At 71.5% G+C, this 13,318-nt stretch carries 12 protein-coding genes; 6 read left to right on the forward strand and 6 right to left on the reverse strand.

Going from position 1 to position 13,318, the window contains the following annotated elements:
- Positions 1-6: 6 nt before the first annotated feature.
- The 3 genes from otsB to AB0917_RS16130 form a co-directional block, all read right to left on the reverse strand.
- Positions 7-861: a trehalose-phosphatase gene (gene otsB, locus AB0917_RS16120; RefSeq protein ID WP_366820160.1), complete on the reverse strand. Its 855-nt coding sequence runs from the start codon at positions 859-861 to the stop codon at positions 7-9.
- 62 nt (positions 862-923) lie between these two features.
- Positions 924-1,184, reverse strand: coding sequence for a DUF3263 domain-containing protein (locus AB0917_RS16125; RefSeq protein WP_366820161.1), 261 nt, complete (start codon positions 1,182-1,184; stop codon positions 924-926).
- Between the two features lie 48 nt (positions 1,185-1,232).
- Positions 1,233-2,510, reverse strand: coding sequence for an extracellular solute-binding protein (locus AB0917_RS16130; protein WP_366820162.1), 1,278 nt, complete (start codon positions 2,508-2,510; stop codon positions 1,233-1,235).
- 409 nt (positions 2,511-2,919) lie between these two features.
- On the opposite strand from AB0917_RS16130, the gene AB0917_RS16135 reads away from it, so the two are divergent.
- The 3 genes from AB0917_RS16135 to AB0917_RS16145 all read left to right on the forward strand — a co-directional run bounded on the left by AB0917_RS16135 (position 2,920) and on the right by AB0917_RS16145 (position 6,097).
- The gene (locus AB0917_RS16135; protein ID WP_366820163.1) at positions 2,920-3,852 is read left to right on the forward strand and encodes an ROK family protein; all 933 of its coding nucleotides are present in this window, start codon (positions 2,920-2,922) and stop codon (positions 3,850-3,852) included.
- Positions 3,852-5,009 (forward strand): N-acetylglucosamine-6-phosphate deacetylase, encoded by a 1,158-nt coding sequence (gene nagA, locus AB0917_RS16140; protein WP_366820164.1) that lies wholly within the window; start codon positions 3,852-3,854, stop codon positions 5,007-5,009. Before AB0917_RS16135 ends, nagA begins: the two co-directional genes overlap by 1 nt.
- Before the next feature lie 161 nt (positions 5,010-5,170).
- Positions 5,171-6,097, forward strand: coding sequence for a 1-phosphofructokinase family hexose kinase (locus tag AB0917_RS16145; RefSeq protein ID WP_366820166.1), 927 nt, complete (start codon positions 5,171-5,173; stop codon positions 6,095-6,097).
- Positions 6,098-6,173: 76 nt separating this feature from the next.
- Here AB0917_RS16145 and AB0917_RS16150 read toward each other — a convergent pair whose 3' ends face one another.
- Together AB0917_RS16150 and cdgB are read right to left on the reverse strand one after the other, a co-directional pair.
- Positions 6,174-7,175, reverse strand: a complete 1,002-nt coding sequence (locus AB0917_RS16150) for a carbohydrate-binding protein (protein ID WP_366820168.1) — start codon at positions 7,173-7,175, stop codon at positions 6,174-6,176.
- A 144-nt stretch (positions 7,176-7,319) separates the two neighbouring features.
- Entirely contained in the window at positions 7,320-8,975 is a 1,656-nt protein-coding gene (gene cdgB, locus AB0917_RS16155; RefSeq protein ID WP_366820169.1) for a diguanylate cyclase CdgB, read from the reverse strand.
- Between the two features lie 387 nt (positions 8,976-9,362).
- On the opposite strand from cdgB, the gene AB0917_RS16160 reads away from it, so the two are divergent.
- Positions 9,363-9,869 (forward strand): flavin reductase family protein, encoded by a 507-nt coding sequence (locus AB0917_RS16160; protein WP_366820170.1) that lies wholly within the window; start codon positions 9,363-9,365, stop codon positions 9,867-9,869.
- Between the two features lie 228 nt (positions 9,870-10,097).
- On the opposite strand, the gene arfB is transcribed toward AB0917_RS16160, so the two are convergent.
- Complete coding sequence (gene arfB / locus AB0917_RS16165; RefSeq protein WP_029182636.1) at positions 10,098-10,532, reverse strand: alternative ribosome rescue aminoacyl-tRNA hydrolase ArfB; 435 nt, start codon at positions 10,530-10,532, stop codon at positions 10,098-10,100.
- Positions 10,533-10,801: 269 nt separating this feature from the next.
- Here arfB and AB0917_RS16170 point away from each other — a divergent pair, with 269 nt between their 5' ends.
- Both AB0917_RS16170 and AB0917_RS16175 read left to right on the forward strand, forming a co-directional pair.
- Positions 10,802-11,377 (forward strand): TerD family protein, encoded by a 576-nt coding sequence (locus AB0917_RS16170; protein ID WP_366820171.1) that lies wholly within the window; start codon positions 10,802-10,804, stop codon positions 11,375-11,377.
- Positions 11,378-11,761: 384 nt separating this feature from the next.
- Complete coding sequence (locus AB0917_RS16175) at positions 11,762-13,312, forward strand: M4 family metallopeptidase (protein ID WP_366820187.1); 1,551 nt, start codon at positions 11,762-11,764, stop codon at positions 13,310-13,312.
- Positions 13,313-13,318: the final 6 nt, after the last annotated feature.

The raw sequence follows: 13,318 nt of genomic DNA on the forward strand, positions 1-13,318 counted from the left end.
CGCCTCTCAGAGCCGCTCCGCCAGGGCCGCCAGGAAGTCCACCACCGCGGCCGGGCCGGGCACCGACAGGTCGGCGCGCTCGGCCAGTTCGGGCACCTCCGCGCTGCCGCTGCACACCAGCAGCCCCGGGATGCCGTCCTGGCCGCCGCGCAGCTTCTCCACCGTGGCGAAGGCGGCGAGGTCTCCGAGGTCGTCGCCCGCGTACAGGACGGACTCGGCGCCGACCTCGCGTACGTACTCCGCGAGCGCGACGCCCTTGTCCATGCCCGGTGGGCGCAACTCCAGGACCTGGCGGCCCGGTTCGAGGACCAGGCCGTGGCGGGCGGCCAGCTCGCCGAGGGGGCCGCGCAGGGTCTCGAAGGCCGCCCGCGGGTCGTCGGCGCGGCGGGTGTGGACGGCGACGGCCTGCCCCTTCTCCTCGATCCAGGTGCCGTGCCAGGCGGCGAACTCGTGCAGTACGCCGGGGAGTTCGGCCCTCGCCGTGGCGACGCCGGGGTGCGGGGCGGGGGTGTTCACGGCGCCGGTCGCAGCGTCCCAGCGCTCGGCGCCGTAGTGGCCGAGGACCACGAGGTGGTCGAGGCCGGGGACGCCGGCGAAGCCGCCGTAGCGGACCGCCACGCCTGCGGGGCGGCCGGTGATCACGGCGACCGAGGCGACCTTCGGGGCGAGCGCGGCGAGTGCGGGGACGGCGCCGGGGTGGGCGCGGGCCTGCTCGGGGTCGGGGACGATGTCGGCGAGCGTGCCGTCGAAGTCGAGGGCGATGACCGCGCGGCCGGGGCGGGCGAGGATGGCGTCCAGGCCCTCGCGGCCGGCCGGGGTGGTCGGGGTCGGGATCGGCGGCTGTACGGAGTGGCTGCCCATGGGGTCGAGCCTAGCGGGGTGCGGGCGGGCACGGGGGCGGGCCCGGCCCCCGACACGGGCCGTCAGCGCCGCTCACGCCTCTCCGCTCGCAGCCGGCGCAAGCGGTTCACCGTGACCGGATCCTCCCGCAGCGCCCGCTCGTCCTCGATCAGCGCGTTGAGGAGCTGGAAGTAGCGGACCGGGGACATCCCCAGCTCCTCCCGGATCGCCCGCTCCTTCGCCCCGGGCCCCGCCCACGGCCTCCGCTCCAGCGCGAGCAGAGCACGGTCACGGTCGGACAGCCCCCGGGCGGAAGGCGCGGGCTCGGCGTCGGAAGCGGTCATACAACCAACCTAACCGCGCAACCGGCCCCGACGCGCCCGCCTGCCTGCCTACTCCGCGCCCTCGGCCCTCGTCGCCTCGGCCGCTATCGCCCCGAGCACCCGCTCCGGACTGCCACCGGGGGCGACCGCCTCGCCGATGTTCGTCTTGATCGACTCGCTCACCGTCGCCCAGGACGTCTTGCCGAAGGGGGGCAGCTGGGAGTTGGGCAGCGCCGCCAGGAACTCGCGCAGCTTCACGTGCTTGGTGTCGGTCTCCATCTCGGCGGAGGCGCTGCCGGTCACCGGGAGCATGTCGTACTCGTCGGCGAAGGCGAGCACGTTCTCGTCGGAGTAGGCGTAGTCGAAGAACTTGCCGATCTCCTGGCGGTGGCCGTTCTGCTTGAAGCCCATCATCCAGTCGGCGACGCCCAGCGAGCCCTTCGTCGGCCCGTCGACGCCCGGCAGCGGCACCATGCCGACCTTGACGCCCTTGGCCTCGGCCTCCTCCATCAGGGTGGGGTGGCCGTTCAGCATGCCGACCTCGCCCTCGGTGAACGCCTTGAACGCCTTGGCACGGTCCAGCTTGCCCGGCTCGACGGGTCCGGTGAGGCCCTTGCCGACGAGGTTGTCCCGCAGCCAGGTGAACGTGGCGATGTTCTGGGACGAGTCGATGTCGTACGAGCCGACGTCGTCGACGTAACCGCCGCTGCCGCTGAGCAGCCACATCAGCGTCTCGGCCTGGGACTCCTCCGGGCCGAGCGGCAGGGCGAAGGGGAACTTGACGCCCTTCTCCTTGAGCGCGGTGGCGTCCTTCTGGATGTCGTCCCAGGTCTTGGGGGCGTCGAGGCCCGCCTGGGTGAAGAGCTTCTCGTTGTAGAAGAGCAGCCGGGTGCTGGCGACGAACGGGAGCCCGTACAGCGTGCCGTCGACCTTGCCCGCGTCGGTGAGGGAGGGCAGGAAGTTCGCCTGGGTGCGGATGGCGAGCATCTGGTCGGCGGTGTAGAGCTTGTCGGTCTTGGCGTAGTCGGCGTAGGCGCCGATCTGGGCGATGTCGGGGGCGTTGCCCGCCTTCACCATCTCGGCGACCTCGCGGTCGACGTCCTTCCAGTGCAGGACGTTGACGTCGACCTTGATGCCGGGGTGCTCCTTCTCGAAGCCCGCCGCGACACCGCTCCAGTACTTCTCCGAGCTGTTGGCCGCGGTGGTGCCGTAGTCGGCGGCGACCAGCTTGAGGGTGACGTCGCCCGAGCCGCCGTCACCGCCACAGCCCGACAGTGTCGCCGTCATACCCAGTGCGGCAACCACCGCGGTCAGAACCGTAAAGCGCCGCTGCACAGCCTCGCCCATCCTCGTCGATCACCTTGGCTCACGGACGGTGGGCGCGGCGTCACCGTGCGGACCTCTCGCCGGCCGGCCGCAGCGTCGCCACCCGTCTCTGCCACCGTCCGGATGAACTGCGATTTTCCCCCACAGCGAAGGGGGAGGTCTACACCACCGGCGTATCGCTTCGGCAACGTATGGGAACCCCGGAGGCCACAACTGGCTTACGCGCACTGGCAGTCGAGGCCCCGAACCCGTATCTTGGTCCAGACCATTGGTCGAGCGTGGACCGTACGAGCCCTGCCCCGGGTGCCCATTTCGTGGCTTTCCGGCAGGAAACGGTCCGCCTTCACTCGTTCATCATTTTGTATGGGTGCGCAACAAACCTCGCTAGTGGACTAGACCTTTTAGGGGTCGGCGGGCGAAACTGTCTCTCGTGAGACATGTCATCGCCCTCGATGTGGGCGGCACCGGAATGAAGGCCGCACTGGTCGGGACCGACGGCACGCTGCTTTACGAGGCGCGCCGGGCCACCGGCCGGAAGCGCGGCGCCGACGCGGTCGTCGAGACCATCCTCGCGTTCGCCGCGGATCTGCGCGCCTACGGCCAGGAGCACCTCGGCGAGAGCGCCGTCGCCGCCGGGGTCGTCGTGCCCGGCATCATCGACGCCGAGAAGGGGATCGCGGTCTACTCCGCCAACCTGGGCTGGCGCGACGTACCGATGCGCGCCCTGCTGGGCGCGCGGCTCGGCGGGATCCCGGTCGCGCTCGGCCACGACGTCCGCGCCGGCGGGCTCGCCGAGGGCCGGATCGGGGCGGGCCGGGGCGCCGACCGCTTCCTGTTCGTGCCGCTGGGCACCGGGATCGCCGGGGCCATCGGCATCGGCGGCGCCATCGAGGCGGGCGCCCACGGGCACGCGGGGGAGATCGGCCACATCGTGGTCCGCCCCGACGGCCCCGAGTGCGGCTGCGGCCAGCGCGGCTGCCTGGAGACCCTCGCCTCCGCCTCCGCGGTGAGCCGGGCCTGGGCCGCCGCCTCCGGGGACCCCGAGGCCGACGCCGCCGACTGCGCCAAGGCCGTCGAATCGGGCGATCCGGCGGCGATCGGCGTCTGGCGGGACGCGGTCGACGCGCTCGCCGCCGGGCTCGTCACCGCACTCACCCTGCTGGACCCCAGCACGCTCATCATCGGTGGCGGTCTCGCCGAGGCCGGGGAAACCTTGTTCACACCACTGCGTGCGGCCGTCGAGGAACGCGTCACGTTCCAGAAGCTGCCCCACATCGTCCCGGCGGCCCTCGGGGACACCGCCGGATGCCTGGGCGCGGGGCTGCTCGCCTGGGATCTACTCTCCACGGAGGTTTCCGCCTGATGGCCGGACGCGCAGCAGACAGCACGGTCCTCGCGGGCGCCCGGGTGGTCCTGCCCACCGGGACCGTGGAGAACGGCCGGGTGACCGTCGAGTCCACCCGTATCGCCGGCTCCGCACCCCAGGACGCCCGGGTCGTCGACCTCACCGGCCACTGGGTGGTCCCCGGCTTCGTGGACATGCACAACCACGGCGGCGGCGGGGCCTCCTTCACCTCCGGCACCGTCGACGAGGTCCTCCACGGCATCCGTACGCACCGCGAGCACGGCACCACCACCCTGGTCGCCTCCACGGTCACCGGCGAGATGGACTTCCTCGCCCACCGCGCCGGCATCCTCTCCGAGCTGGTCGAACAGGGCGACCTGGCCGGCATCCACTTCGAGGGCCCCTTCATCTCGCCCTGCCGCAAGGGCGCCCACAGCGAGCAGCTGCTGCGGTACCCGGACCCGGCCGAGGTCCGCAAGCTGGTCGACGCCGCGCGCGGCGCCGCCCGGATGGTCACCCTCGCCACCGAGCTGCCCGGCGGCATCGACTCCGTACGGCTGCTCGCCGAGCACGGGGTGATCGCCGCGATCGGCCACACGGACGCCACGTACGAGCAGACCGTCGAGGCCATCGACGCGGGCGCCACCGTCGCCACGCACCTGTTCAACGCGATGCCCCCGCTCGCCCACCGCGAGCCCGGCCCGATCGCCGCGCTCCTGGAGGACGACCGGATCACCGTCGAGCTGATCAACGACGGTACGCATCTGCACCCGGCCACCCTGGAGCTGGCCTACCACCACAAGGGCGCCGGCCGGGTCGCGCTGATCACCGACGCGATGGACGCGGCCGGCTTCGGCGACGGGCAGTACCAGCTGGGCCCGCTCGCCGTCGAGGTCCGCGACGGCGTCGCCCGGCTGGTGGAGGGCGGCTCCATCGCGGGCTCCACCCTCACCCTGGACACCGCGTTCCGCCGGGCCGTCACCATCGACCGGATTCCGGTGGAGGACGTCGTACGGTCCATCTCCGCCAACCCCGCCCGCCTCCTGGGCGTCGACGACCGGGTCGGTTCGCTGGAGCCGGGCAAGGACGCGGACCTGGTGGTGCTCGACGAGGACTTCGCCCTGACGGGCGTCATGCGCAAGGGCGAGTGGATCATCGAGCCGAAGACGGCCTGAGGACACCAGCTCTCCCCCACGTAACGAAGAGATGGCGGTCGGGCCCGAGGACTGGGCCCGGCCGCCCTCCCTTTGACATGATCAACAGGCCCGTGACCACGGGCATCGGCCATGGGCCACGGACCGACGGCCCGACGGATCGAGGGAGGTGGCCGGACCAGATGATCCTGACCGTCACCCTGAACACCGCGCTCGACGTGACGTACACCGTCGACGCGCTCGTCCCGCACGCCAGCCACCGGGTCGGCGAGGTCGCCGAACGCCCCGGCGGCAAGGGGCTGAACGTCGCCCGGGTGCTGGGCGCGCTGGGCCACGAGAGCGTGGTCACCGGCTTCGCCGGCGGCGCGACCGGAGGCGTCCTGCGCGACCTCCTGGCCCCGCTCCCACCGCGCGACGCCCTCGTCCCCGTCGCCGGGAACACCCGCCGCACCCTCGCGATCACCGACCGCTCGACCGGCGACACCACTCAGCTCAACGAGCCGGGACCGCAGGTCAGCGCCGCCGAGTGGGCCACGCTCCTGCGGACGTACGCGGAGCTCGTCGCCGACGCCGACGCGGTCGCCCTCTGCGGCTCCCTGCCGCCCGGCATCCACGTCGGCGCCTACGCCGAGCTGGTCCGGATCGCCCGCGCCGCCTCCGTACCCGTCCTCCTGGACACCAGCGGCGAACCCCTGCGCCGGGGCATCGCCGCCCGCCCCGACCTGGTCAAGCCGAACACGGAGGAGCTGGCCCAGCTCACCGGCTTCCGCGAACCGCTGCGCGCCGCCCGGGACGCCCGCCGCCGCGGAGCCCACGCGGTGATCGCCTCCCTGGGCCCCGAGGGCGTCCTCGCCGACACCCCGGAAGGCACCTGGCGTGCCGCCCCGCCCGCGCCCGTACGCGGCAACCCGACCGGAGCCGGTGACTCCGCGGTGGCCGGGCTGCTCTCCGCCCTGGCCGAGGGGCTCGACTGGCCCGGCCGGCTGGCCCGCGCGGTGGCCCTGTCGACGGCGACGGTACTGGCCCCGACGGCCGGGGAGTTCGACGCGGCGGCCTACGCGGAGCTGCTGGCGCGGGTGAGGGTGGAGCCGTACACCACGGCCCCCTGACCCTCCGCACACGCCGACGCCCTGACCACCTCGGGGGCGGTCAGGGCGTACAGGCGTGGGCTCGCGGGGAGCCGTCCTACTGGATGTGACCCGCCTTCAGCTCCAGCTGGTCGAGGTTGGCGTCGCACTCGTCGCCCGTCTCGCAGGAGAGCTTGAGGGTGTTGGAGCCCTTGTCGAGCTGGACGTACGCATACGTGTTCGTCCAGCCCTTCTCGAGGTCGCCCTCGGCAGCCTTCGCGAAGTTCTTCATGTTGATGCCGCGCGGCTCTTGCGCGTTGACCGTCAGGGTCGTCTTCGCGTCCTTGCCGGGCACGCCGTAGGTCACGTACAGGGTGTACGCACCGGCCTCGGGCACCTCGACCGTCCAGGTGGCCGACCGGCCGACCTCGTTCAGGTTGATGTAGTTGCCGTTGGCACCCTTGGCGCCCTTGACCGAGCTGTCCAGGGAAGCCGTGCCGCCCAGCGTCAGCGTCGCCGCGTCCTGCTTCGGGAGCTCGACCGGGGCCGGCGTCTCGTCGGTCTTCTTCTCCGGCTCGTCGGCCTTGTCGGACTCCTTCACCTCACCGGCGGGGCCCTCCGAGGACACGGCCTCGTTCTTCTTGTCCTTGTCGCCGTCGTCGCCCGAGAGCAGCGCGGCGCCGATGCCGATGAGGACGACCGCGACCACGGCGACCGCCGCGATCAGCAGCGCCTTGGTGTTCGGACCGCCCCGGCCGCCGGAGCCGCCGCCCGGCACCGAGCCGTGCTGCGCGGGGGGCGCGCCGCCCGGGTAGGTCTCGGGGGCCGCGTACTGCGGGTTCGGCCGGTTGTACTGCTGCGCGGGCGGCTGGCCGTAGTTCTGCTGGGGCGGGTAGCCGTACCCCTGCTGCGGCACCTGCTGCTGCCCGTACTGGCGCTCCCCGACCGTCCGCACCTGGTTGTACGACGTCCTGGGCACGCCCGGCTGCGCGGCCGGGCCCGGGTAGCCGTAACCGCCCTGGCCGGGCGGCTGGGCGCCTGCCGCTTGTCCGTCCGCGTACAGGTAGCCGAACGGATCGTCGTCCTCGGGCTTGCTCGCGCCGTTGTTTCCGGCCGTCATCCCTGGGTCACTCCTCACCATGTCGCCAGCCGTCGCCGACCGGCCGAGCCTACCTCGAACGGAGCACAGCCCGAATTGCGATCACCGGGTGGACCGGGCCCGGAGGCAGGGGTACGCGGCAGGGGGAGAAGGCGGGCGTGAACGTCATCCGGCCCTGCGGTGAACCTTCGACCGCGACCGCTTCTCGACGTACATCCGCTGGTCGGCGGAGCGCAGGACCTCTTCCACGCTCATCCCGCACTCCGCCCAGCCGATGCCGAAGCTCGCCCCGACCCGGACGGCGCGCCCGTCGACCCTTATGGGCGGAATAATGGCATTTCGCAGACGTACGGCCAGGTCAGCGGCGTCCGCCGCCCCGAGGCCGTCCGCGAGAACGACGAATTCGTCACCCCCGAGCCGGGCGACCGTGTCACCGTCCCGGACGCAGGTGGACAGCCGCCGCGCCACCTCGATGAGAACGGCGTCGCCCGTGTGGTGGCCGAACCGGTCGTTGATGGACTTGAAGCCGTCGAGGTCGCAGAAGAGGACCGCGAGCCCCTTCGTCCCGTCGTCGTGCTCCGTGTCCGGGGCGACCGTGTGCACATGGTGGTCGTAGAGCCCTCCGCCGGGCGCCGCCTCCCCCTCGTACCCCTCGGCCTGGTAGCCGTGGGTGAGGGACGACTCCACGTCCCCGTACGCCGCGTCCAGCGCCTCGATCGCGGTCGTGGCCGGGGAGTTCGGCCGCTCGCAGATCCGGGCGCTGAGGCGGGACCGCAGCTCGGCGCTGTTGGGCAGCCCGGTCAGCGCGTCGTGCGAGGCGCGGTGGGCGAGGTTCAGCTCGTGGCGCTTGCGCTCCTCTATGTCCTCGACATGGGTGAGGAGGAAGCGCGGCCCGTCGGCGGTGTCGGCGACGACCGAGTTGCGCAGGGAGACCCAGAGGTACGTGCCGTCCCGGCGCCCCAGCCGCAGCTCCGCCCGGCCGCCCTCGGCGGAGGTGCGCAGCAGGGTGCCGATGTCCTCGGGGTGGACCAGGTCGGCGAAGGAGTACCGGCGCAGTACGGAGGCGGGGCGGCCGAGCAGCCGGCACAGGGCGTCGTTGGTGCGCAGGAGCCGGCCGTGCTGGTCGCCGCCCATCTCGGCGATGGCCATCCCGCTGGGCGCGTACTCGAAGGCCTGCCGGAAGGACTCCTCGCTGGCCCGCAGCGCCTGCTGCTCGCGCTCCAGCCTGACCAGGGCGCGCTGCATGTTTGCTCGCAGACGAGCGTTGCTGATCGCAATGGCGGCCTGGGAGGCGTACATCTGGAGCGCTTCGCGCCCCCATGCGCCGGGGCGGCGCCCGTTGCGCGGCCGGTCGACGGATATGACCCCCAGGAGGTCCCGTCCGCCCCCGGAGGCGTACATCGGGGCGTAGAGCCGGTCCAGCGGGTGCCACTCGTCCTCGAACCGGGGCTCGGGGCCCTCGGTGTGCCACTGCGGTACGTCGTCGTCGAGCAGGACCCAGCCCTCGGTGTGGGGGATGAACCGCAGCTGGTCCCAGGACTCGCCCATGGAGAGCCGGCGCTCCCAGGAGGCCCGGGAGCCGACGCGGCCGGTGATGAGGGCCTCGGCGGCGGCGTTGCCCGCGAAGGCGGCGATGACGAGGTCGCCGTCGGGCCGGACCAGGTTGACGCAGCCCAGCTCGTAGCCGAGACCGGTGACGATGCCGTCCGCCACGGTCTGCAGCGTGTCCGCCAGACTCCGCGCCGTGTTGAGATCAGCGACGGCCTGGTGCAGCTGCCGCATGGTCGCAAGGCGGACGTAGGGTTCCGACTCGGCCTCCATCGCTCGCACTCCCCGAGACCTCGACAGCAACTCCAGGTTTCATATCGACGTACTTGTTGCAGTGTCACGGCCACTGAATCACAGTGAGCTGTGCACCCGGTACACAGGGTCAGCAGAAAATGGACTCTGTGACCCAAGTCACAACAGATGGTTCAGGGGTGCGAGTGACCCTTCGGAGGTTCCGTCGTTTTCCTGGCGCAAATCCAGCCATGGCTATTCGGCCACGGTCAACCCGCCGGAGCGGTCGGACCGAAGTCCTAGGACTGGCCGAAACCATCCTGGTCCCCTGGCCCGATGTCGCCGCCGGTCGCACACGGTTAGCGTTTGGGTGTGCTCCCGACGACTTCCCCCACCCCGCGCCCCCAGCCCATCCCGCATGCTGAGGGGGTGAGCAACGACGAGTTCCGCGCAGCACTCGCGCGGCTGGCCGCCGGAGTGGTGCTGGTCACCGCCCAGGAGCCGCCGCTCGACGAGGAGGGCCGCGGCGAGGACGTCGGGATGACGGCCACCGCCTTCATGTCCGTGTCCCTGGATCCGCCCCTGGTGATGGTGAGCCTGCGCAACGGCTCCCGGATGGACGACCTGCTCGACGAGCAACCCCTGTGGGCCGTCTCCGTCCTGGCGGCGAGCCAGCGGCAGATCGCGGGGCGGTTCGCCATGAAGGGCCGGATCAGCGACCGGCTGCTCTTCGAGGACCTGCCGTACGTACGGGGCGAGGTGGCGCACGCCCCGCTGATCAGCGGGGCGCTGGCGACGCTGGAGTGCCGCACGGAGCAGCGCGTGGTGGCCGGTGACCACACCCTGGTGATCGGACGGGTGCTGACGGCGGAGCTGCCGAGCCCGGAGGGGGACCCGTTGACGTACTTCAAGGGGCGGTACCGGCAGTTGGGGTGATGGGGTTTCAGGGAGCGGTTTCAGGGGGGCGGTTTCAGGGGGCCCTGGGGGCCTGGGGGGGCGGTTCCGAGGGGGCCGGGCGCTGTCGGGCGCTCTAACCCCTCAGGGGCGGTCCTGAGGGGGCGGTTTCGGAGGGCCCCTGCGGGCCCTGAGGGGCGGCCCCGAGGGGGCCGGGCCCTGTCGAACGCTGGGCCCCCAGGAGGCGGTTCCTGTCGGGCGCCGGTGGGGCTACCAGTCCCGGCCCGAACGCCCGCGCTTGGTGTCGCCGCGCTGCTTCTTCTCGCGCAGCCTGCGCTCGTTGATCCCGCGCGGGACCTTGCGCTTGATCCGCGGCTTGGGCGGCGGCGCCGTGGCCTCGGCCAGGAGCGCGGCGAGCCGGACGGCGGCCGTCTCGCGGTTGCGCCACTGGGAGCGGTGCTCGGAGGCGCGTACGGAGACCACCCCGCCCACCAGCCTGCCCGCGAGCCGCTCCAGCGCCCGCGCCTTCCACACCTCGGGGAGCGCGTCGGTCGCCGCGAGGTCGAAGCGCAGCTCCACCTGGGAGTCGCTGGTGTTGACGTGCTGGCCGCCGGGCCCGGAGGAGCGCGAGAAACGCCACATGAGCTCGGCCTCCGGCAAGGAGACCGAACCGCGGATGACATAGGGCCCGGACATGACACCCATGTTCCCCGCCCCGAGCCCGGTTCGTCACCTTCTTTTGCCCCCGAGGTCCCTTCCAGGCGCCTGCCGACGGCACCCAGGGGCCCCAATCGGCTCCCGACAACTCTCCCGACGGTTCTTCCGACGCCCCTTCCGACGCCTCTTCAGGAGGAAGTTCGGCAAAGAAAGTAAAACGAACAGGAACCTCATGGTCTGCTGATTGCGTTAGGACGGGTGACGGTAGCTTTCGTGATGGCACGAATGCCCGCACACGACGAGGAAAGGGACTTCCCATGGCTGTAAGCCTGTCCAAGGGCGGCAACGTCTCGCTCACCAAGGAGGCCCCGGGCCTGACCGCCGTCACGGTCGGCCTCGGCTGGGACGTCCGCACCACCACCGGCACCGACTTCGACCTCGACGCCTCGGCCATCGCGGTCAACACGGACGGCAAGGTCGTCTCCGACGGCCACTTCGTCTTCTTCAACAACAAGTCGACGCCGGACCAGACCATCGTGCACACCGGTGACAACGTCACGGGTGAGGGCGACGGCGACGACGAGCAGATCAACGTCAACCTGGCTGGTTTGCCGGCCGACGTGGACAAGATCGTCTTCCCGGTCTCCATCTACGACGCCGAGACCCGCAGCCAGAACTTCGGCCAGGTCCGCAACGCCTACATCCGCATCCTCAACCAGGCCGGCGGCACCGAGATCGCCCGCTACGACCTGAGCGAGGACGCTGCCACCGAGACCGCCATGGTCTTCGGCGAGCTCTACCGCAACGGTGCCGAGTGGAAGTTCCGCGCGGTCGGCCAGGGTTACGCCTCCGGCCTCAGCGGCATCGCCCGCGACTTCGGCGTCAACCTCTGACCCGAGCGACACCCCAGCTCCACGGGAGCCCCCGGCCGCGCATGCGGCCGGGGGCTCCCGCGCGTGGGCACGACGCTCCGCCAACTCCCGCGTATGGCACGGCACAATCACACCACTCCACCGAATACCGGACACTCAGGCGCCCCAGTCGGACAAGAGCTGGTCAAAAACTTGTGAGGCAATTGTCAGCACACCGTCAATTCCGCTCATTCGGTGGCACGCTCTCCGCTCGTAGTCCCCCCACAGGACGACCGACGGAGAACACACGTGAACCTCCACACCACCCCCCACAACTCCCGTACCGACCACACCCCTCGCACTCCTCGTACGCCTCGCACCTCCCGCACCACCCGTCGACTCGCAGCGCTCGCGGCCGTCGCCGCGATGGTGGTCGCCGGGGTCCAGACCGGGTCAGCGGTCGCCACGTCCGGCGACAGCGGCAACGGCAGCGACGCGCCGACCTCCTCCGCGGCCCCCTCCACGGCTGCCGCGCTCGGCGTCAACTCCTCGGCCCAGCGCGCCACCGCCATCGAGTCGGCCCAGGCGCAGACCGCTTCGGCGGCAAAGGCCCTGAACCTCGGCGGCCAGGAGAAGCTGATCGTCCGTGACGTCATCACGGACGCCCAGGGCACGGTCCACACCCGCTACGAGCGCACCTACGACGGCCTGCCCGTCCTCGGCGGCGACCTCGTCACCCACACTGCGGCCGACGGCAGGCTCAAGAGCGTCGACAGGGCGACGGACGCGAAGATAGCCGTGGCCTCGACCACCCCGAAGCTGAAGAGCACGGCGGCCGACGCCCGCAAGGTCATCTGGGCGGGCGGCGACGGAAAGCCCGCCCTCGCCTTCGAGACCGTGAAGACCGGCGTGCAGAAGGACGGCACGCCGAGCCGCGTCCACACCATCACCGACGCCACGACCGGCGAGAAGCTGCACAGCTACGAGGCGATCGAGACCGGCACCGGCCACAGCCAGTACAGCGGCGAGGTCGAGATCACCACCACCGCGGCCGGCTCCGGCTTCGAGCTGACCGACGGCGACCGCGGCGGCCACCGGACGTACGACCTGAAGCAGGGCTCCTCCGGCACCGGCGAACTCGTCACGGACGACGACGACATCTGGGGCGACGGCACCGGCGACGACCGGCAGACCGCCGCGGTCGACGCCCACTACGGCGCCGCGAAGACCTGGGACTTCTACAAGAGCGCGCTCGGCCGGGACGGCATCCGGGGCGACGGCAAGGCCGCGTACTCCCGGGTCCACTACGGCAACGCGTACGTCAACGCCTTCTGGGACGACAGCTGCTTCTGCATGACCTACGGCGACGGCGAGGGCAACAAGAACGCGCTCACCGCCATCGACGTCGCGGGCCACGAGATGACCCACGGCCTCACCTCCGCCACCGCCGACCTGAACTACGCGGGCGAGTCCGGCGGCCTCAACGAGGCGACCAGCGACATCATCGGCACCTCGGTGGAGTTCTTCGCCGACAACGCCTCCGACGCCGGCGACTACCTCATCGGCGAGAAGATCGACATCAACGGCGACGGCACCCCGCTGCGCTACATGGACCAGCCCAGCAAGGACGGCAGCTCGGCCGACTACTGGGACGAGAACCTCGGCAACCTGGACGTCCACCACTCCTCCGGCGTCGCCAACCACTTCTTCTACCTGCTCGCCGAGGGCAGCGGAAAGAAGACGATCAACGGCGTCGACTACGACTCCCCGACCGCCGACGGCTCGACGCTGACGGGCATCGGCCGGGAGAAGGCGTACCAGATCTGGTACAAGGCCCTCTCCGTCTACATGACCTCCACCACCGACTACGCGGACGCGCGCGTCGCGACCGAGAAGGCGGCGACCGACCTGTTCGGCGCGGACAGCGAGGAGCTGAAGGCGGTCTCGGCCACCTGGACCGGGGTCAACGTCACGTAACGCTCA

The sequence above is a fragment of the Streptomyces sp. NPDC007346 genome, assembly GCF_040703535.1.
Lineage (GTDB): Bacteria > Actinomycetota > Actinomycetes > Streptomycetales > Streptomycetaceae > Streptomyces.